21 protein-coding genes and 1 pseudogene are annotated in these 17,892 nt (G+C 56.0%); 6 read left to right on the forward strand and 16 right to left on the reverse strand.

Annotated features, from left to right (window positions below):
- Nucleotides 1-50 precede the first annotated feature (50 nt).
- Nucleotides 51-560 carry a large conductance mechanosensitive channel protein MscL gene (gene mscL / locus PACILC2_RS00590; RefSeq protein ID WP_213526789.1) on the reverse strand — a complete coding sequence of 170 codons (510 nt, stop codon included), beginning with the start codon at nucleotides 558-560 and terminating at the stop codon, nucleotides 51-53.
- A gap of 275 nt (nucleotides 561-835) precedes the next feature.
- Here mscL and PACILC2_RS00595 point away from each other — a divergent pair, with 275 nt between their 5' ends.
- From PACILC2_RS00595 to PACILC2_RS26080, 4 genes are all read left to right on the forward strand, one after another.
- Nucleotides 836-1,918 carry a PAS domain S-box protein gene (locus tag PACILC2_RS00595; RefSeq protein WP_213526791.1) on the forward strand — a complete coding sequence of 361 codons (1,083 nt, stop codon included), beginning with the start codon at nucleotides 836-838 and terminating at the stop codon, nucleotides 1,916-1,918.
- Between the two features lie 286 nt (nucleotides 1,919-2,204).
- Complete coding sequence (locus PACILC2_RS00600) at nucleotides 2,205-2,543, forward strand: ATP-binding protein (RefSeq protein ID WP_280515246.1); 339 nt, start codon at nucleotides 2,205-2,207, stop codon at nucleotides 2,541-2,543.
- A gap of 183 nt (nucleotides 2,544-2,726) precedes the next feature.
- On the forward strand, nucleotides 2,727-3,245 hold the full coding sequence (locus PACILC2_RS26075; RefSeq protein WP_244863127.1) for an aromatic acid exporter family protein: 519 nt from the start codon (nucleotides 2,727-2,729) through the stop codon (nucleotides 3,243-3,245).
- Complete coding sequence (locus PACILC2_RS26080) at nucleotides 3,176-3,772, forward strand: hypothetical protein (protein WP_244863128.1); 597 nt, start codon at nucleotides 3,176-3,178, stop codon at nucleotides 3,770-3,772. The genes PACILC2_RS26075 and PACILC2_RS26080 overlap by 70 nt, the downstream gene beginning before the upstream one ends.
- Nucleotides 3,773-3,862: 90 nt before the next feature.
- On the opposite strand, the gene PACILC2_RS00610 is transcribed toward PACILC2_RS26080, so the two are convergent.
- The 13 genes from PACILC2_RS00610 to PACILC2_RS00665 form a co-directional block, all read right to left on the reverse strand.
- On the reverse strand, nucleotides 3,863-4,150 hold the full coding sequence (locus PACILC2_RS00610; protein ID WP_062496193.1) for a hypothetical protein: 288 nt from the start codon (nucleotides 4,148-4,150) through the stop codon (nucleotides 3,863-3,865).
- A gap of 63 nt (nucleotides 4,151-4,213) precedes the next feature.
- The gene (locus PACILC2_RS00615) at nucleotides 4,214-4,357 is read right to left on the reverse strand and encodes a hypothetical protein (protein ID WP_213526796.1); all 144 of its coding nucleotides are present in this window, start codon (nucleotides 4,355-4,357) and stop codon (nucleotides 4,214-4,216) included.
- Nucleotides 4,358-4,448: 91 nt separating this feature from the next.
- Nucleotides 4,449-5,156 (reverse strand): PIG-L deacetylase family protein, encoded by a 708-nt coding sequence (locus PACILC2_RS00620; protein WP_062496191.1) that lies wholly within the window; start codon nucleotides 5,154-5,156, stop codon nucleotides 4,449-4,451.
- Nucleotides 5,157-5,182: 26 nt separating this feature from the next.
- Nucleotides 5,183-6,055 (reverse strand): carbohydrate ABC transporter permease, encoded by an 873-nt coding sequence (locus PACILC2_RS00625; RefSeq protein WP_062496189.1) that lies wholly within the window; start codon nucleotides 6,053-6,055, stop codon nucleotides 5,183-5,185.
- Nucleotides 6,052-6,954, reverse strand: coding sequence for a carbohydrate ABC transporter permease (locus PACILC2_RS00630; protein WP_213526798.1), 903 nt, complete (start codon nucleotides 6,952-6,954; stop codon nucleotides 6,052-6,054). Before PACILC2_RS00630 ends, PACILC2_RS00625 begins: the two co-directional genes overlap by 4 nt.
- Nucleotides 6,955-6,966: 12 nt before the next feature.
- Nucleotides 6,967-8,301: an ABC transporter substrate-binding protein gene (locus PACILC2_RS00635; protein WP_213526800.1), complete on the reverse strand. Its 1,335-nt coding sequence runs from the start codon at nucleotides 8,299-8,301 to the stop codon at nucleotides 6,967-6,969.
- A 30-nt stretch (nucleotides 8,302-8,331) separates the two neighbouring features.
- The gene (locus tag PACILC2_RS00640) at nucleotides 8,332-9,288 is read right to left on the reverse strand and encodes a GNAT family N-acetyltransferase (protein ID WP_213526802.1); all 957 of its coding nucleotides are present in this window, start codon (nucleotides 9,286-9,288) and stop codon (nucleotides 8,332-8,334) included.
- Between the two features lie 101 nt (nucleotides 9,289-9,389).
- Nucleotides 9,390-10,085 carry a serine hydrolase domain-containing protein gene (locus tag PACILC2_RS00645; protein ID WP_280515244.1) on the reverse strand — a complete coding sequence of 232 codons (696 nt, stop codon included), beginning with the start codon at nucleotides 10,083-10,085 and terminating at the stop codon, nucleotides 9,390-9,392.
- A complete protein-coding gene (locus PACILC2_RS27745) occupies nucleotides 9,968-10,495 on the reverse strand; it encodes a serine hydrolase domain-containing protein (RefSeq protein WP_280515245.1) in 528 nt (175 codons plus the stop codon). Before PACILC2_RS27745 ends, PACILC2_RS00645 begins: the two co-directional genes overlap by 118 nt.
- 532 nt (nucleotides 10,496-11,027) lie before the next feature.
- Entirely contained in the window at nucleotides 11,028-11,351 is a 324-nt protein-coding gene (locus PACILC2_RS00650; RefSeq protein ID WP_213526804.1) for a hypothetical protein, read from the reverse strand.
- A gap of 20 nt (nucleotides 11,352-11,371) precedes the next feature.
- On the reverse strand, nucleotides 11,372-11,974 hold the full coding sequence (locus PACILC2_RS00655; protein WP_062496180.1) for a TVP38/TMEM64 family protein: 603 nt from the start codon (nucleotides 11,972-11,974) through the stop codon (nucleotides 11,372-11,374).
- 20 nt (nucleotides 11,975-11,994) lie between these two features.
- On the reverse strand, nucleotides 11,995-13,179 hold the full coding sequence (locus tag PACILC2_RS00660) for an MFS transporter (RefSeq protein ID WP_307860268.1): 1,185 nt from the start codon (nucleotides 13,177-13,179) through the stop codon (nucleotides 11,995-11,997).
- 62 nt (nucleotides 13,180-13,241) lie between these two features.
- Nucleotides 13,242-14,399: an MGDG synthase family glycosyltransferase gene (locus PACILC2_RS00665; RefSeq protein WP_213526806.1), complete on the reverse strand. Its 1,158-nt coding sequence runs from the start codon at nucleotides 14,397-14,399 to the stop codon at nucleotides 13,242-13,244.
- A gap of 208 nt (nucleotides 14,400-14,607) precedes the next feature.
- Here PACILC2_RS00665 and PACILC2_RS00670 point away from each other — a divergent pair, with 208 nt between their 5' ends.
- Entirely contained in the window at nucleotides 14,608-14,910 is a 303-nt protein-coding gene (locus PACILC2_RS00670; protein ID WP_213526808.1) for a hypothetical protein, read from the forward strand.
- Nucleotides 14,911-15,293: 383 nt separating this feature from the next.
- Here PACILC2_RS00670 and PACILC2_RS00675 read toward each other — a convergent pair.
- Nucleotides 15,294-16,611: pseudogene (locus tag PACILC2_RS00675) on the reverse strand (hemolysin family protein).
- A gap of 236 nt (nucleotides 16,612-16,847) precedes the next feature.
- Between PACILC2_RS00675 and PACILC2_RS00680 the strand changes: the two are divergent.
- Entirely contained in the window at nucleotides 16,848-17,615 is a 768-nt protein-coding gene (locus tag PACILC2_RS00680; protein WP_062496162.1) for a DUF1836 domain-containing protein, read from the forward strand.
- Nucleotides 17,616-17,682: 67 nt separating this feature from the next.
- On the opposite strand, the gene PACILC2_RS00685 is transcribed toward PACILC2_RS00680, so the two are convergent.
- The coding region (locus tag PACILC2_RS00685; RefSeq protein ID WP_213526811.1) for a hypothetical protein at nucleotides 17,683-17,892 on the reverse strand (210 nt) is incomplete at its 5' end.

The raw sequence follows: 17,892 nt of genomic DNA on the forward strand, positions 1-17,892 counted from the left end.
CCTTTTGGGACAGCCCCTTCATATAGCCGGTTATTCGGTTGCGCGCGAGCTTACGCGCGGCTTGCGCCGTGGCCTTCGCCGGCCGGATCGCCAAGTACGGAAGTGCAATGTCCGCAGCGGGTCGCTTTGATCGGAATGACGGACAGGCAATACGGGCATTCCTTCTCCTTCGGTTCTTCCGCCGGAGCCGGCTCTTCCTTCTGGCGCCGCAGCGCGTTCGCGCCTTTGACGACAAGAAAGACGCAAAATGCGACAATGAGAAAATCGATAACGGCGTTAATGAAATTGCCGTAGGCGATAACGGCGGCGCCGGCTTGCTGCGCTTGCGCAAGCGAAACAATCTTCTCGCCGGTTGCCGTCTTCATATCCGGATCGAGGTTAATGAAGAGATCCGAAAAATTGACGCCTCCGAGCAGCTTGCCGATCGGCGGCATAATCAGGTCGTTTACCGCCGAGGTGACGATTTTGCCGAAAGCCGCGCCGATGATGACGCCGACCGCCAGATCGAGAACGTTGCCCCGGACCGCAAATTCCATGAATTCCTTTACCCATGTTTTCATAAAATCCCCCCTTCCTTTTCAGGTTATAATTACCAACGATATTATAACTGCATATGGAACGGACAGTCTATAGCTCCTAAGCGTCAATGGCGTCGAAATTTGGCTAACCGTCAAAGATGTGAAAGGATTTTATGGAAATTTGTCGAAATTTAAAACCGGAGTGAATTATTGGATATTCGAGGAGTTTTATGAGCCAGCCATTCAGCCTGAATCAAGCCATCTATTTTCTTCTATCCCTCCTAATTATTGTCTTCTCCTCCTGCACGATGTTCAGCATGATCGAATCTTTCAAGAAGCGAGGCCGCATTGCGGGACACTATTGGCTGTTGGCGGGGGCGGGTGTATTCGGTCTTGGCCTGTGGGCCATCACTTTCGTCGCCCATTTGTCCTCGAACTATACGCTGGTCGTCGGCTGGGCCGTAATTCCGGTATTGTTGGCGGGGGTCGCGATGACATATTTGTCGTTTCTGGTCATGGGGAAGCGCAAGGGGAGTCCTGGCGGAATGATCGTGAGCAGCCTTCTATTGAGCGCTGCTAGTTTTCCTGTCCATTTTTTCAGCTTGCATTCCGGAAACGTTGCGGAATATAGGCTCGATGCACCGCTGGTCGCCCTGTCTGCCATTGTTAACTTTGCGGGCACGTTATACGCGATCCGATGTTTCGACCGCAGACCGGAGACGGCGCGTTGGATCGGCGGGCTGGTGCTGGGCGTTACCAATATGACGACCCAACTTTTCGTGCTGAAAGCGATGGCGTTCGTCCGCGTTGAAACATTGACGCCGGATCAGCTGAACGAATATTTTACGGTGCAGGGGACGATGTTCGGCATCGCGACGCTGGTGATATTCGTATTCAGCCTGTCGGCGTGGATGTCGGACCGGAAGTTTCTGCAGTCCGAAGAGCGCTATCGGCTGCTCGTGGAAAACTCAATGGATATGATCGCTATTATCAGCGAACGTCAATGGGAATATGTGAACCGGGCAGGACTAAAGCTGTTCGAAGCGGAACCGGGGAACGGCCTGATCGGCCGTCCGGTATTCGATTATCTTCATCCCCGGCATCACGGCGAGTTTTCCAGACTGCTGAAGGGGGAGCAGTCCGAGACGAACGGCATTCCGATTGAGCTGGAGTGGTATTCGGTCAAAAAACGGCCGCTGCATACCGAAGTCGTGGGAACGAATACGACGTATAACGGCAAACCGGCGCTTCAGGTCATCGTCCGGGATATTACCGAGCGCAAAAAAAACGAAAAGAAAGTGATCAATTCCGAGAAGCTGTATATTGCAGGACAACTGGCGGCCGGCATTGCGCACGAAATCCGCAACCCGCTTACGTCGTTGAAAGGATTTTGCAATTGATTTCAACCGGACGCAGTGCGGGCAAAAACTATTATGACATCATGAAGGCCGATCTGGGCCGAATCGAGTCGGTGATCAGCGAGCTGCTTATGCTGTCCAAGCCGCAAATTTACGAATTGACCCGGCAGGACGTGCGGGCAATGGTTGCCGATTCGTTGACGCTATTGAAATCGAAGGCGGTCATGAGCGGCATTTCCGTTGTAACCTCGTTCGAGGACCGTCCGCTCTGGATTAACTGCGTTGAAGTCCAGATCAGGCAAGTTTTTACCAATATTATGAAAACGGGATCGAAGCGATGCCTGAGGGCGGTTCCTTGCGGGTTGCCTGCACGCTCGAGGCGGATGAGGTTATCGTCCGGATTGCGGACGACGGTCCGGGGCTTGGGGAGGAGCAGCTTTCGAAAATCGGCCAGCCGTTCTATACGACAAAGGATAAAGGAACGGGCCTCGGGCTTATGGTCGCGTTCAAGATCGTCCAAAACCATAAGGGGAGCGTGAAAACGCGCAGCGAGCTCGGGAAAGGAACGGCATTTGAGATTCGTCTGCCTTACGCCGGATCCGGTGTCACGGAGGGGGCGGGTATGGCGGCGAACAAGAAAGTCCGCAGGTCGATCGGACAAAGCTAGAGCCTCTCGTATGCCGGACATCCGGCCGATTTTCGTTTTCGCTCTTTCTTCCGCTATAATAGCGGAAGGAGGGAAACAGCGCATGTATCACCGTAGAGAAATGACCCTTGGCGACCGGTATCTGCCGGCAAAATGGCGCGCGGACATCGGCACCGGAAGTCCGGAGAAGAAAGGAGATCGGCCGTGACGATAGGAGCTCGTGTACTCAAGACCGGCATGGCCGTAGCCCTGGCCATTTATTTGAGCGGGCTAATCGGCTTTCCTTCTCCCATTATTGCGGCGGTTGCGGCGATTTTTACGATTCAGCCGTCGGTGTACCGGTCCTGGCAGCAAATTGCCGAGCAGTTTCAGGCCAATATCGTGGGAGCGGGCATCGCGCTTGCAGCGGGCTTGATGTTCGGCCATACGCCGATCGCCGTAGGACTGGTATGTATTGTCGTCATTACATTGAGCATCCGATTCAAGATGGAGAGCGTCATCGGATTGACGCTCGTGACCGTCGTCGCGGTCATGGAAGCGAACAGCCAAAGCTGGTCGTTTGCGGTGGAGCGTTTTTTGATGGTGTTGACCGGCATGGGCGCGGCGTTCGCCGTCAATATTCTGATTTTCCTCCGCGTCCGCGCAAACAGTTTATGCAGCAGGTGCATCAGGCTTACGACAAGCTTTCCTTGCTGCTGCGAACGGCTATTTCGAACGAGATGAAAGAGCAGGTATACCGGGACGAGAAGGAGAAGCTCGAAGAGATGCTGCGCAAGCTGGATGAGCGGTACGCCGTGTTCGAGGAAGAGCGGGCGCTGCTGCCGGGGCGCAAGCAGGAGCTGGCGCGGCAGCTCATTCTTTCGAAGCAGATGATCAAGGCGCTGCGAAAAGGGGCCGAATTGCTCGAGGCTGTGGAAGAGCACTATTTTTCGTCGCCCGGCGCGGACAAATGGGCCGCTCCATTCGACCGCCAAATTGAAGAGCTGTCCAAATACCATGAATATATTTTGTTGAACGCGGAAGGGAAAATGAAATCCGGCGCTCATATCGAGCCGGAGGAAGAACGGGAATCGCGATTGGCGGAGCAACTGACGGATTACTTCAAGCAGGAACGGGACGAAGGACGGCGTCTTGTCTTTGTCGCTGCCGCGTTGTTCGAATATGCCTGGCATCTTCGCCGCCTGGACCGGATCATCGACCATATTAAGCAGCGCGAAGGCAGCCGCGGGAATCGTTCCGAACTCGCGTAAGCGAATAGCCGGAAGCGCGTCCGCTTTTGGGAAAATCGGGAGGCAGCCCTCCGAAAACCGTCGGGTTTTCGGAGGGCGCGGCCTCCCGTTTCATTTATCGCCCCGGTCGATATGGCCGCGGGGATGCTGAAGGCCGGCTGCCGATTCGGCGTCGTCGCTTTTCGGTACGAGCCGCGGATCGGTTTGCCCCTCGTGATGGTTATCGAATTCAAGCTCCACAAGCTCCCATTCGGTCGTTCCCAGCATCGGATCGGCGGGGAACACCTGACCGCGCTGGAGCTTCTCTTCGCCGCCCCATTCGTTTTTGTATACGCCGTCGACTTCGACGGGCTCGCCGGAGATCGGCTCCATCTCGTAATGGCGCTTCTTTTCGCTCATTTGTGGCCTCCTTGTCGACATCTTTCGGCTGGATGCCCGGACTTTGATTGCTGCCATTTCGCTTTACAGGCCATGCTTCGGCACGGCAGCGCGGTCGGCTGCCGATTGCTGCTCGCTTGCCGCATCTTTGCCGCGACCGGTGCGGTCGGCGCTCGATTGCGCTTTGCTGGCCGCTTTTTGCCGGTCGGAAGGGGATTTGCCGGACAAGAAGTTCGCCTCCTTTCGGCTGTGCCGTACCGTTTCAGTTTGCCACAACTTCACGTTTTCTATGAGAGGAAGCGGCCCGTCCGCCAAGCGGCTACAGAAATTGCACACGCCGCCGCAAATCGCCTCGCGGCACCATAAACGCTTGCGCGCGCTTGAAGCCGGCCGGCGCCCCGCGCACGACGGTCAGTGCTTTGTAGTATTCGATGAACGGGAAGCCCGACGTTTCGCCCCGCGCATAAGCGTATACATTCATCGCTTTCACCCACGTCTCGTACGCCTCTTCCGGTATATCGACAAAAACTTCGGGGACGAAATCGTGCGGATCTTCCCAGTTGTCCGCGTAATACAGCGGTCCGGCATAATGCGCGGGCAGCGTCCGCTCGATCGTTTTCAAACCGGCATAGAAACGGGCGTCATTCACAATATGATGCGTATTGGTATGGTCGACATGGATCGATCCCCGCCAGTGGGTAATGAGTACGGTCGGCTTCACTTCCCGAATAATATCCGCGACCTGATACTTCACTTCGTCGTTGACCGGCAGCTCGGCGTCTTTATAGGCGAGGAACCTTACATCAGCCCCGACGATGTCTGCAAATCGGTGTGCCTCCTCGATTTTTTGTTTGGCGTAATCGTCCGGCGACAGCTTCGGATGCCCCTTTTCGCCGGGCGTCAGATGAAGGAAGGTGGCCTTATGGCCATCCATCGTATATTTTGCGATGACCGCGCCCGCCGTCAGATCCATATCGCCGGCATGACCGCCGATCGCCAGAATATGCTGCTGCTTCGTTTCGTTCATGATGATGCTCTCCCTTCGGAATCGGATTATTTCAAACCGGAATTCATCATGCCGCGCACGTAATATTTTTGCAGGAAGATAAATACGATCAGCACCGGCATCGTCGTCATAACAAGCCCGGCCATCAGAAGCGGCTGCGTCAGCGATGGATCGAGATGATCCTTGAGCATCTGCACCCCGACAGGCAGCGTCGCCAGCTCGGGATTGACCGAGTAAATGATGAGCGCCCATATAAATTCGTTCCATTGCCCGATAAACTCGAAGATGGCGAGCGTAGCCAGAGCCGGAAGCGCCATCGGCAGAATGAGCGTGAAGAAGATGCGAAATTCCGACGCGCCGTCGATACGGGCCGCCTCGATATAGGCGTCGTTGATCGTCATCATAAACTGCCGCATCAGAAAGATGCCGAACGCGCTGACCGAAAAGGGCAGAATAAGCGATAGCATCGATGTCGCCAAGCCGCCGTACCCGTTGTTGCCGAGCAGATCGTTGCCGCCGACAAGCGGGAAATGCGTGACCAGATAGAAATTGGGAATGAAGAACAGAAACCCCGGGATCATCATCGTCGATACAATAAACTGGAAGACGAAGCCGCGTCCCCGAAAACGCAGTTTGGCCAGGGCGTAGGCGGCCATCGAACTCGTAATCAGCACAAGCGCCGTAACGGCGACGGTCCTTGCCAGACTGTTGCGAAACAGAAGACCGAGCTGCAACGATTCGATTGCTTGCCGGTAATTGTCCCATCGGAACGAGTCGGGCAGCAGTGAATAGGACATGCGGTTATATTCGTCGGCGCCTTTGAAGGAACTGAAAATCATGTCGAGAAACGGAAAAATCATCATCACGCTGCCTGCAGCGATGATGAGATACGATACCCAAGGCGTTTTTCGTCGTCTCATTCGTAGCTCTCCACCCCTCCGCGCCGGAACAAGGCCATCTGAATCATCGTCATGATGAAAATGCAAGCAAACAGAATGAAGGCCATGGCGCTCGCAATCCCCCAATTGCCGAACGAAAAGGCTTGGTTGTACATTTCCAGTCCGGCAACGTTCGTCGCGTTGCCCGGACCGCCGGTTCCGGTCATCACCATGGTCAGCGTGAACGACTGCAAACCGCCGATGAACGAAGTGATGAGCACGAACATGACGGAAGGGCGGAGGAGCGGAAAGGTAATGAAAACGAATGTCTTCCACAGTCCCGCACCTTCCAGTTCGGCCGCCTCGTAGTAGTCCTCCGGTATCGCCTTCAGTCCGGCAGTCAGAATGAGCATCGAGCTGCCGATGCCGAGCCAGCCGCCGACAACGATGATGGAGCCGAGCGCCAAATCCGGATCGTGCAGAAAGCTTTGCTTGGACAGACCGAGCAGCTCCAGCGCTTTGTTCACAAGGCCGTTGGTCGGACTGTACATATACAGCCAGATGTTGCCGATCGCAACGACCGTTGTGACGGAAGGAAGGAAGTAGAGCGTCCGCCACAAGCCTTCCCACCGCAGTCGGGCGATCATATAGGCGACGGCCAGCGAGCAGACGAAGGAGATGGCGACCGTACCGAACGCAAAGGTGAACGTGTTGGTCAGAATCGGGTGCAGAAACGCCGATTCCGCCGAAAACAGCTGCCTATAGTTGGCCAGCCCGACCCAGCGGATGGTTGCCAGATCGAAGCCGCCCCATTCCGTAAAGCTCAGAAACAGAGAGAAACAGAATGGGAACACGAGAAACAAGGCATAAAACAGTAGTGCGGGGGACAGGAACAAATAACCGGACAGCCACTGCTTGTTCGCGTAACTGTGTTTGGTCATGGCCGCTTCACCTTACTTGCCGAGCTTGGCCTGAATCTCTTTTTGCGCGGCTGCCAATGCCTCTTCCTTCGTTGCCTTGTCCGCCCACATGTTTTCGATTTGCTTGAACAGCGCGTCCTGAATTTCCGCCGCGGCGGCCGGATTTTGCTCGGGACGGGCATACTGCAGAGCGTCCGCAAACACTTTCGTTACGGGATCTTCTTCCAGTTTCCGCTTGATTGTCTCCGATTCCATATCCGAAGCGCGGGTCGAAATGACATTGAACCCTTCGAGCAGGAAGTTGCCTTGCGGCGTCATATCGTTTTTCACTTTTTGGGTGTTGAACCATTTCAGAAACTTCCAGGCTTCTTCCTGATGCTTGGATTTGGCGTTGACGCTCCATGCCCATGTATAGGCCAGCGATCCTTGGGTCAGCCCGTCGGGAGAAGGCAGAGGCGCCGCCCCGATATCGGCGTACCCGTCTTTCATCAGCGTTTTTAGCGACCCGGCCCACCAGCCCGCTTCGATCGTCATCGCCGCTTTGCCGCTGCCGAACGCCTGCTGCGTCGGGAAGCCGATGTCGGTTATGCCGTCTTTGCCGTACACTTTGGCGTACAGGTCGATCGTCCGCTTGGCCGCTTCCGTGTCCAGCGCCGCGGCGCTCATGTCGTCCGTCAGCAGCGTTCCTCCGGCCGTCGCCATTAACGCCATAAACGGCTGCACGACTTTGCCGGCGTATCCGCGGAGGAAGCCGAAGCCTTGCACCGAAGGCATGCCGCTGCCGTCATCCCGCTCGATGTGTTGCGCCATCTCGATCAGCTCGTCCCATGTTTTGGGCGGCCCGCCGTATCCGGCTTCCTGCAGCAGCTTTTTGTTATAAAACAGACCGTAGGCTTGCACTTCGGTGGGGTACCCGTAAACTCGGCCGTCGATGGACGAAGCCGCCACCGCAGATGCGGGATAGTTCGCTTCGATATCCGCCGCGACATCGTCCGGAGCAAAGGCGAGAACGTTGTTTTTGGCCAGCTGTCCGCCCCAGAGTGTGTAGATGTGCATCAGGTCGGGGGCTTGTCCGGCTGTCTGTTTCGTCATGATGGTGCGCAGCAGCTCACCGAAATCGACCGGCGTCAGTTTGATCTGAATATCGGGGTTTTCGCTGTTCCATTGATCGATATACGGTTTGAATGCCACCTCATTCTGGCCGACATAATGGGAGAGCAGCGTCAGCGTAACCGGCTTTTGGGCTGTCTTGCCGGAACCCGATTCGCCCGAGTCCGTTCCGGGCGAGTCCGCCCCGCCGGATGACGAGCATGCCGCCATCACAATCGTCAGCAAAGCGAGAAGCGTCAGGGCCATTCGTTTCTTCATGGCTTTCTCCTCCAATCTTCGATCATGCGATTAGGCGATTGGCTTGCTCATAATATCGAAGCTGCGGGTAATGCGGAATCCCGCTTGCTTGTACAGGTGCCCGGCGGGACTCTGCTCGCCCGTCCACAAAAACCAGGCGCCGTGCAGAGATTGCGCTTTCATGGAAGCCAATGCTTCATGCAGCAAAATTTTGCCGAGTCCGAGCCCGCGGCGGCCGGGATCGACGCCGAACGGGCCGAACCGTTCCGGCACGCCTTCATAGGCGCCGTTCAGGCAAAAGCCGACGATCGCATCGCCATGCAAGGCAAGCTTAATGCGGTTGATCGGCTGCCCGGACAGCAGCCCTTCGCGGATCGCCCTCGCCCAGTCGGGATTGAACCGTTCGCCGGCGAAGCGGAGCAAATCGGCCAGGTTCGCATCCGATGCCGTCCGGAAACGGTAGCCTTCGGCGAAGCGCTGCCGCTTGAGCTCGCGAACTTCTTCCGGCACGACATAGCCGACAAGCGAACGGTCCATCGCGACCGCGGTATAACGCGTGGAAAAGCCGTTGCGCCTCAGGAAGGCGTCGCCTTTCGGGTAGGCGGCGGCATCGATGCCGGGAACGATATAATTGGGAGCGTAAGCGGAGAAAAACAGCTGTTTGCGGCCGGCTTCCCGCAGGAAAGCTTCCGCTTCCCTAAGCAGCGCGCTGCCGATTCCTTGCCGTTCATAGGCAGAATCGACGAAGAAGAACGGAATCCAGCCGTTATCCGGATCGAGATCGTTCCCTGCCATGGGCAGCAGGCGTCTGACGGCATAGACGCAGCCGACAAGCCGCTCGCCGTCGAACGCGAGACGGACGCCTGCGGGGTCGAAGTTGGCGTCCAGCAGTACCAGGTTGCGAAATCGGAGCGGTGTAACGGGATCGCAGACGGCGCATTGGTTCCACAACTCGACGATCAATGCTTCATCGCCGGGGCGATACGTTCTGAACGATACGGATTTCATCCGTACTGCACCTCCAGCTTGTCCTAAGCTGCCGGACCTGCCATCGGAAGGGCAGGCCGGCGCATCGAAATCGGGAATTTTCCGGATCGGTATGAGCCGCCTTACGCCAGCGCGGCGGCAAGCGCATTGTGGAACCGCGCCCGCAGCCGTACAACGGAGACGTCCCGTCCGTAATGAACGCGATTGGTCAGCAGAACCGCCGCAAGGCCGCAAATCGGGTCGACAACGAGGCTTGTGCCGGTAAATCCGGTATGGCCGAACGTGTCGGCGGAGAGCCAATCGCCTGAAGGATCGAGCGGATCTCCCTTGAGCGCCCAGCCGAGCCCCCGCCTGCCGCCCGGTACGGATGCCGTCCGGCATGAAATGGCCGCACGCATCGCCGCTTGCGACAGCAGGCGCTGCCCGCCGGGCGCATCCCGAAGCCATAGCTCGGCATACCGGATCAGATCGTCCGCGGCGGCGAACAGGCCGGCATGTCCGCTGATTCCGCCCATCGCCCGGGCATTCGGGTCGTGTACGATGCCGCGCAGACAAGTACCCATATCCGCGTCGTATTCCGTCGGGGCGATGCGCGCATATTTGCCGGGATGCGGAAGAAAACCGGCGTCCGCCATCCCGAGCGGGCGGAACAGCTCGCGTTCGGCCGCTTCGTCGAGCGTCATGTCCGTCAGCTTCTCGATCAGAGCTCCGAGCAGAATAAATCCGCAATCGCTGTATTCGATTTTGGTGCCGGGCGCGGAGCGCAGTTCCGATTGGCTGATGAAATCGATGATGCCGTTGCGATCCAGACCGGACATATCGAAAAGGGTGCAAGGCCGGAGGTGTGGGTGAGCAGTTGAAGGACGTTAATCTGACGCTTGACAGGATCGTCGAAACCGGGAATGTAGCGAAAGAGCGGATCGGAAAGAAGCAGCCGTCCCCGGTCGATCAGCAGCAGAAGGAGCGGCAATGTGACGGCGATCTTGGTTAGCGATGCGCAGTCGTAGATCGTATCGAAGGAGATAGGGACCTGCTGGCTGCCGTCGTCGACAGAGCAGCCGTACGCGTATCGAAGCCGCATGCCGCGGCGGGAGACGATCGCGACCGCGCCGGGCGTTTCTCCGGCTTCCACGGCCTCGCGCACCGCTTCCCATGCGAAGCGAAGACGTTCCGGGGCGAATCCCATCGTCTCCGCAGCCTCGGCATCCATCAGCTCGGCGCGGCTCATCGTCCCCCCTCCTCTCCGAATAGATCCGATTCGGCGGCGTCAAATGAGGTGTTGTCCGCGGCGGATGTCATGACGCCCTGACAGCGCTGTCCCTGCTTTTTCTGAAACAACGGTTTGGATCCCCCCTTATGGAATTTAATTTTGGCAGGCTATCCATCGAGGTCTAAAATTGAAAGTTTTTACCACGTAGCTATTATAGCGCCTTAGAAATAATACTTCAATATAAAAATAAATTTTGAAATAAAATATCTAAAATAAAAAAACAGACTATAAGGCTAACGATTCAGTTGTAACAAGGAGTATAAGGAAATAGTCGCAGATTCGGTCGTGACTGAAGCGGGTAATTTGTCCGGGGTGAGCGGAAGGGACAAGACGGGCTGTCAGGAGTGTGGGAATAAGAATGCGGCAAGTGCGGGACGGGGATATGAATCGGGAAAGAACGGACGGGGAAAAAGATCTGGTTATGGCTGGAAGATAGTAGATGATCTGCATAAAATTGCGAGGTGGGAGGAGGACGGGCGGCCTTCCATTGTTACAGCAGGCGCAGCCCGCATCCCGGGCATTCCGGATGTTCATGTGTGACACGTTCGCCGCATGCGGGACATTCGTCCTCGAACGGCGCCGGCGGTTTCCGCGCAGCGGCCGGTTCGCCCGCTGTGGCCTGCGTGTCTTTGTCCGGCCGCAGATGGGCGGGAGTTCCGAACAGCGTTTCGACCAACTCTTTCAGATCCTGATGTTTATCCGAATCGTCCGATACGGTCCGGACAAACAGGAACATGCCGCCGAACAGCCCTGCTGCGAGCAGCAGCACGACTGCCGTGGCGGCCACGTCGAACGATAGCGCAAGCGGCATCATCTATCCTCCTCCAGCGGCCATCAGTGATGATAGCGGGCTTCCAGCCTTTTGCCGCCGTACCACATCGCCACAATGACAGCGGCCGTCAAGGCGATTCGCCACGGTTCCTGCAGCAGGTTGCCGATATCGAAGCTGAGCAGCGAGACGCTGAAAATCATGACGGCTTTGCCGAGTGCAACCGCGATCAGGAACGTCGGAAACGGTATCGTACTGAGACCGGACACTATATTAATCAGCGATGAGGGCGAGAAAGGAAAACAGGACAAGAGGAACAGCGGCGTAAAGCCTTTCGTCTCGATCCAGTTGAAAAATCCTTTCATCTTCGGATAGCGGCGCTGCAATCTCGTACCGATCTTTCCTCCCAATAACCGTGCAACCCAAAAAACGCTCGCCGCCCCTGCCGACACCCCGATCCATGACAGCAAAAAGCCGAGCCACAACCCGTAAATGTTGGCATTGGCAGCGACGATCAGAAGGAGCGGGAGGAACGGGAAAAACGATTCTATGTACGTGAGCAGCAAGCCGGGAAGCGGACCGAAATCGGAGTAGCTTTCCAGCGTTCGCTGCAAATCTTCGATGCTCAATTCTTTCGCTTGGTCAATCCATTGCTGGAGCTTGCTCATTGATTTTCATTCACCTGTCTTTAAAGGCGCCATTCTCGGCGAAAACGCGGAACGGAAACCATAAATAGAACAGCCCGATTAGGGCGAACAATACGGCGCTGATCCAGACGACGAACGCTTCGCCTTGCCAGGACGCCAAATAGCCTCCCGCTACGGGACCGATCATGACGCCGATCCCTTCCACGGTGGAAAAATGCCCCAGCCGAGTCCTCGCTGCTGCGGCGGAACATAGGAAGCGAGCAGCGCGTTCCAAGCGGGCAGCACAGCGGCGTACGAAACGCCGAGCAGGGCGGCGACGAGCAGCGCCTGCCACAGATTCGGTCCCCAGGCAAGTCCGTACAGCGCCACGGCAAAAAGCTGAAGCCGCCGACGAGAAACCATTTCTTGTTGCCGACCTTGTCGGACAATCTGCCCATAGGCACCAGTGCCGCAACCGTGCATAGCCCTCCGGCCGTCAAGAGCAGCGAATATTGCGGCGGCGTCAGTCCGAGACGAATCTCGGCAAACCTCGGCAATATCGGCACGAGCATCGCAGCGCCGGTCGTCTGCAGCACCATGCCGGGCAGCAGCAGCTTCATCCGGGACAGCTTGTCCTTCAGCACGCGCATCTGTTCACTTAGCGGCAGGGTGACGATGTCGGCCATGCGGCGATTGCTTGTAAAGAGCGAGAGAAACCAGGCCAGCGCGGTGCAGACAAATAACAGTTCGTACGCATGCTCCATGCCGCGATGAATGGCGAAATTGCAAACGATCGGACCTGCCCCGAGGCCGACGAACCAGATCGTATACAAGAAGCCCATCTGGGTCGCTCTCCTGCTTTCGTCTACTTTCGTCAGACAGACGATCCAGATCGGCGAGATGCCGATTCCGAAGAGCGCCGAAGCGGTAATAAACAGCCATGGCTGCGCCGCGAACGGAATAAGGATAACGCCCGCAACGGACAGAAGCAAGCTGGCGTGAACGATGAAGCGGATGGAGAACCTGTCGAGCAGGTAGCCGATTGCGATTTTCAGCAGCGTATCGGTCAGATAATGGGCGGTTATCCCGATCCCGATAATGCCGAGCGGCAGGCCCAGCATCTTCTCGCCGTAAATAGGCAAAAAACTGATCAGCGCGGCGCCCCGGATAAACTCAACGAGGAACAAAATGACGAAGATGAGATACATCTCCGAGTCGAACAACCGGGCTTTCCGGCTGGGCAACATGCGTCGACGGCCTCCTTCCCGAAGATCGAGTGCGTCATGCCGGCGCGAAGCGTCGACAGACGCTACAGGCCGAAGCGCGCTCCTTTTATTATAGGCAAGCGCGACAAAATATCCAATACGATCGTTTCCGCCGCATTTTTGGTCTGCAGCTCCGCAACAGCTTTTTTCCTATTCTTTAAACGAACGGGATCGTGAACGAGTTTCAATATTTCGGCAATCAACTGATCTTTGTTCCGGGCGACGAACGCGGCGCCTTTGCTCTCCAGATACAAGGCGTTATTGCGTTCCTGTCCGGGGACAGGACGTAAGGTGCAGATCGGTATGCCGGCTGCGAGCGCTTCGGCCAGCGTAATGCCGCCGGGCTTCGTCACGACGCAGGAGGAGACGGACATCAGCTCGTGAACATGGTCCACATAGCCGAACACGCGCAGCCTTCCTTCCGCGCATGCGCCGGCAAAACGCGTTCGAACGGAATCCGCAAGCGCCTCGTTGCGGCCGCAGACGAGCGCCACCGCCGTATCCGGATGCGCCAGCAGGCCTTCCAGCATTTGCGGCACGCCCTCCAGCATGCCGTATGCGCCCGCCATAATGAGGACGAGCGGCCGCACCGGATCGAGGCCGTGACGGGCCCTGATTCGCGGATCGGGGACAACGTTGCGGAAACCGCGTTTGAGCGGAATGCCGCTGACGACGATCCGGGATTCGGAAATGCCGAGCGATATCAATTCCTTGCGCATATCCGGGGTCGCCACATAATAACGGTCGATTCGGGGATGAACCCAGCGGCAGTGCAAATCGAAATCCGTCACGACAGCTCCGGTCAGGACCGGACGTCCGGTATGCTGCAGCGATGGCAACGCGAAAGTGGGAAAGGTATGAATGACGGCATCCGGACGTTCGAGCGCGACGATGCGGCGTATCGTATCCCGGCCGAATGAGTGAAGCCAGCCGCCAAAAAGCGAATTGTGCTTCATCGGCCTTGTGCGATTGTACACCCATCCGTAAACATGGGGCATATATTTGTAGCTGTGCATATAGAAACGCTTGGTCATTTGATACAGAATCGGATGGGATTCCGCCAGCAAATCGACGAGCACCCCTTCGCCGCCGCAGCTTTCCAGCGCATCGAGAATCGCCCTGGCCGCCTGCAGGTGGCCGTCGCCGTAGGCAGCGTACAGAATCAGGAGTCTGGGACGGTGGACGGATCCGGCATAGATCATGAATAGGCACCTCCTGCCGCCAGTATAGCGAACAATTGTCAAGCCGGTATGAACGCTGCGATGTTTTTTCATCATGTGCATGGAAGGCTTATTCTATTCGATTCGGCTTATGATGTGGAAATACGGCTTATGTATGATGCGGAAACATCAAGGTTCATGGCTCATCTTGTCAGCATGGAATATGCGAGGGGGATATGGAGCCGCCCGATTGCAACCGGATCACAGCCCCGGCGCCTGTTCGCTGTCGTTTTCATTCGTTTTCAGTCATTTTAAATCAACCAATCCTGCAAAAGTGCAGCTTTTCCTCGCTGCTGATAGCCCGAACGTTCAAATTACTGCGATAATGCAGTTTTTCAACCTCCAAATCGGCTTGCAATACGAAAACGGTCTAAAAATCCTGTACTATCGCAGCAATTTGAGTCAAAAGCATCCGTCAGGGGCAAAAATTCTGCACTTTTGCAGTATCCTCAATCTACAGCTGTTACCGGCGGCCCCAGGTTCGCTGGTATAACCGCTTGGCTTTCACCGTTGACATCTGTTCACTGGATAAGCTCGGACCGTCTTATACCCGTAAAAGGAGCGGCGTAGGCGTAGACGATGACGCTGGTGAGGCATTTTGGGGGATTGCCTGGCTTGTCCGGCCGCCGGACAACTACTGCCCGCATCGAGGCGCCGCTGGCATGCCGATAAAATCTTGTCGTCCGGAAAGTTAACCGCCTCGTTGACGAGACGAACAAGATAGCCCGGAGGAGTGTCAGCCTCCAAGCTCATTGCAATCAACATGGTAGATCGAACGTACGGAGAAACCGCCCCTCTTCCATTTAACAAAGATATATAAAGAAGGGACGATCCCCGGTCATTCAAGACCTTTTGGGACAGCCCCTTCTTATATCGTTAACCCGCGGGAATTTCCTGTACGGCCTCGCCTTCGCCGATAATCATTTCGACTTTGCGAATGCGGTTTTCGACGTCTCCCGAATAATGAACGTCACATGGCCTTCAACATATTCCTTGCCTTTTTCGGCTCGGGCATTTTGCTGTACAGCCAGCCGCCGACCGTATCCACTTCCTCGTCGTCCAGTTTCAGACCGGTCAGATCGCTAAGCTCTGTCAGCAATACTTTACCGTCCAGCAAATAGCAGTTTTCGTCCAGCTTCTCGATTTCCCGGCGCTCGTCCGCATCGAATTCGTCGCGGATTTCGCCGACAATTTCTTCGAGAATGTCCTCGATCGTTATAATGCCCGACGTACCGCCGTATTCATCCACTAGAACGGCCATGTGTACGCGCTCTTGCTGCATCCGTTTCAGCAGCGACTTGACCGGTGTAAACTCGGACACGGTCAGCGCCGGATGGATCAGCTTTTTAAAATCGAACTGCGGGTCGCCGTCATACTCCAAAAACAGCTGCTTCGTATTGATCGTACCGACAATATTGTCCTTGCTGTTCATCGCGACCGGGAAACGGGTGTATTGTTCCCTGCGGATGATGGCCATATTTTCTTCCAACGTATTGTTGGTATATAAACAGACCATGTCGGTTCTCGGAACCATAATTTCTTTGGCGAGCATCTCGTCGAAAGCGAAGATCCGGCTCACATAACCGTATTCGGTCGTGTTGATTTTGCCGCTCTGCAAGCTTTCCGACAATATGATCTGAATTTCTTCCTCAGACGGGGCGTCTTCGTGCTCCTTCACCGGATGCAGCCCGAACAGCCGGGTAATGGCGTTGGCGGAGCCGTTCAGCAGCCAGATGAACGGATACAGCACATTATAGAAGATCATGATCGGCTTCGCCGTCATCAGGGCAAGAAATTCGGCTTTCTGAATGGCCCATGTTTTCGGAGCCAGTTCGCCGACAACGACGTGAATGAATGTAACCAGGATAAAGGCGATGATCATCGAGACAATGTGGCTGAGATCGGGATTCAGGCCGAATTGATCGAATACGGGAAGAAGCAGCGCCCCTACGGTAGGCTCGCCAAGCCAGCCGATACCAAGTGCGGTAATGCTGATGCCGAGCTGACATGCGGATAAATATCCGTCCAGGTTGCCGGTGACTTGCCGAACCGCCAGCGCGCCCTTCCTTCCTTCCAGAACGAGCTGATCGACGCGGCTCGGCCGCACTTTCACGATCGCGAACTCCGTCGCGACGAAAAAGGCGGTCAAGACGATCAGTACGGCAAACAAGAACAGATTGAATCCTATACCCATATTCCCGGTTCACTATCCTTTTCCATGAATTTTATTAAGTTCATATGAACTAATTGTACGAACCCGAGAAAAGATTTACAAATGCTGTGCGTGCCCATGGCGGGAGATTACGGCGGAATTTGATCGGAAAATCGGATTCAACACGCCGTTCTCATTGATTTGCTGGCCTTTACAAAGCTGCTTTGACGGGCGTATGATAGGTTCGTATGAACTTGAAATAAAAAGGAGGGCGATCTGTGGAATCCTTTACGCTTACCCGTCATGAAATGGCATGTCTGCTTCTTGCTCTCGACGGCTACAGCGGCCAGACGCCTTTGCAAGTGCTGCAGGAAGCATGGAACAAGAAGCACCGGCGCGATCTGCGAAACGGCAATCCGCTTCCGGCTTTTCTGTCGACGGCACTGCCGCCGATATTTGAAAAACTGATCAAAGGAGGCCGCGTACGCGGTTTCTCGTTGCAGGAAATAGCGGCGCTCGGCGGGCAAATCGAATACGCCCATCTGTCTCCGAGCTCGATGCAAAATTGGGTCAAGCGGGATTTCAAGGAATACTTCGGTTCGCCGAAAGCCGGCAAAAAATATTCCCTGAATCAGGCGGCACTATTGTTCATCATCGACGATTTGAAATCGAATCTCGATTTCGACTCGATCCGCAAGCTGTTCGCCGCCCTGTTCCGTAAGCCCGAAGATGAGCAGGACGATCTGCTCGGCCCGCTGGAGCTGTACGAGGCGTATTCATCGCTGTTCGAAGAATGGATCGCGATCAAGGCGAAGACGAACGGCTTTATTACGCTGTCGGCAGGCAGGGAAAGCGCCCGGACGAAGCCTGCCGCCGACATGGTCCGTCTGGCCGATCGTCTGATCGACCGGATGAGCCGGCTGTCCGGAACCGAGCGGGAAGTCGTCCGCAACAGCTTGCTCGTGGCGGCCATCTCGGTTCTGACATGCTATCTGCACGCAACGGCGAAGCAATATTTGAATGCGACATTGTTTCTGACGCCGTAGGCACCGGCACCGTTCCCGGCGGACAGCGGCGCGTATCGACGGATGAGAATTGCAGGCGGCCGGCTGTTTACAAAAAGAGCGGCAGGTTATTCATGCCATAACCTGCCGCTCTTTTTTGCCTGTCTATCCGTCTGCGCCATCCGTCAAATCGTCTCTCCGGTCCGTCGGCATGCCCAGCCTTCTGTCTACTCGTCTCCGGTCCGTCGGTGCGTCCCGCCTTTAGCGTTTCCGTCTCCCGGCAGATGTTTTGGCGAAAAGCTGCAAAAGTCAGGCTGTT

This window comes from Paenibacillus cisolokensis (genome assembly GCF_018403665.1).
Taxonomy (GTDB): Bacteria; Bacillota; Bacilli; order Paenibacillales; family Paenibacillaceae; genus Paenibacillus_AH; species Paenibacillus_AH cisolokensis.

What these genes read in the sequence shown, in the direction of transcription:
- PACILC2_RS00655 (WP_062496180.1), bottom strand. Translation starts at nt 11,974, where the DNA reads ATGAGCAAGCTCCAGCAATGGATTGACCAAGCGAAAGAATTGAGCATC.
- mscL (WP_213526789.1), bottom strand. Translation starts at nt 560, where the DNA reads ATGAAAACATGGGTAAAGGAATTCATGGAATTTGCGGTCCGGGGCAAC.
- PACILC2_RS00610 (WP_062496193.1), bottom strand. Translation starts at nt 4,150, where the DNA reads ATGAGCGAAAAGAAGCGCCATTACGAGATGGAGCCGATCTCCGGCGAG.
- PACILC2_RS00660 (WP_307860268.1), bottom strand. Translation starts at nt 13,179, where the DNA reads ATGTTGCCCAGCCGGAAAGCCCGGTTGTTCGACTCGGAGATGTATCTC.
- PACILC2_RS00640 (WP_213526802.1), bottom strand. Translation starts at nt 9,288, where the DNA reads ATGAAATCCGTATCGTTCAGAACGTATCGCCCCGGCGATGAAGCATTG.
- PACILC2_RS26080 (WP_244863128.1), top strand. Translation starts at nt 3,176, where the DNA reads ATGCAGCAGGTGCATCAGGCTTACGACAAGCTTTCCTTGCTGCTGCGA.
- PACILC2_RS00630 (WP_213526798.1), bottom strand. Translation starts at nt 6,954, where the DNA reads ATGACCAAACACAGTTACGCGAACAAGCAGTGGCTGTCCGGTTATTTG.
- PACILC2_RS27745 (WP_280515245.1), bottom strand. Translation starts at nt 10,495, where the DNA reads ATGAGCCGCGCCGAGCTGATGGATGCCGAGGCTGCGGAGACGATGGGA.
- PACILC2_RS00625 (WP_062496189.1), bottom strand. Translation starts at nt 6,055, where the DNA reads ATGAGACGACGAAAAACGCCTTGGGTATCGTATCTCATCATCGCTGCA.
- PACILC2_RS00650 (WP_213526804.1), bottom strand. Translation starts at nt 11,351, where the DNA reads ATGATGCCGCTTGCGCTATCGTTCGACGTGGCCGCCACGGCAGTCGTG.
- PACILC2_RS00620 (WP_062496191.1), bottom strand. Translation starts at nt 5,156, where the DNA reads ATGAACGAAACGAAGCAGCAGCATATTCTGGCGATCGGCGGTCATGCC.
- PACILC2_RS00635 (WP_213526800.1), bottom strand. Translation starts at nt 8,301, where the DNA reads ATGAAGAAACGAATGGCCCTGACGCTTCTCGCTTTGCTGACGATTGTG.
- PACILC2_RS00665 (WP_213526806.1), bottom strand. Translation starts at nt 14,399, where the DNA reads ATGATCTATGCCGGATCCGTCCACCGTCCCAGACTCCTGATTCTGTAC.
- PACILC2_RS00645 (WP_280515244.1), bottom strand. Translation starts at nt 10,085, where the DNA reads ATGTCCGGTCTGGATCGCAACGGCATCATCGATTTCATCAGCCAATCG.
- PACILC2_RS00595 (WP_213526791.1), top strand. Translation starts at nt 836, where the DNA reads ATGATCGAATCTTTCAAGAAGCGAGGCCGCATTGCGGGACACTATTGG.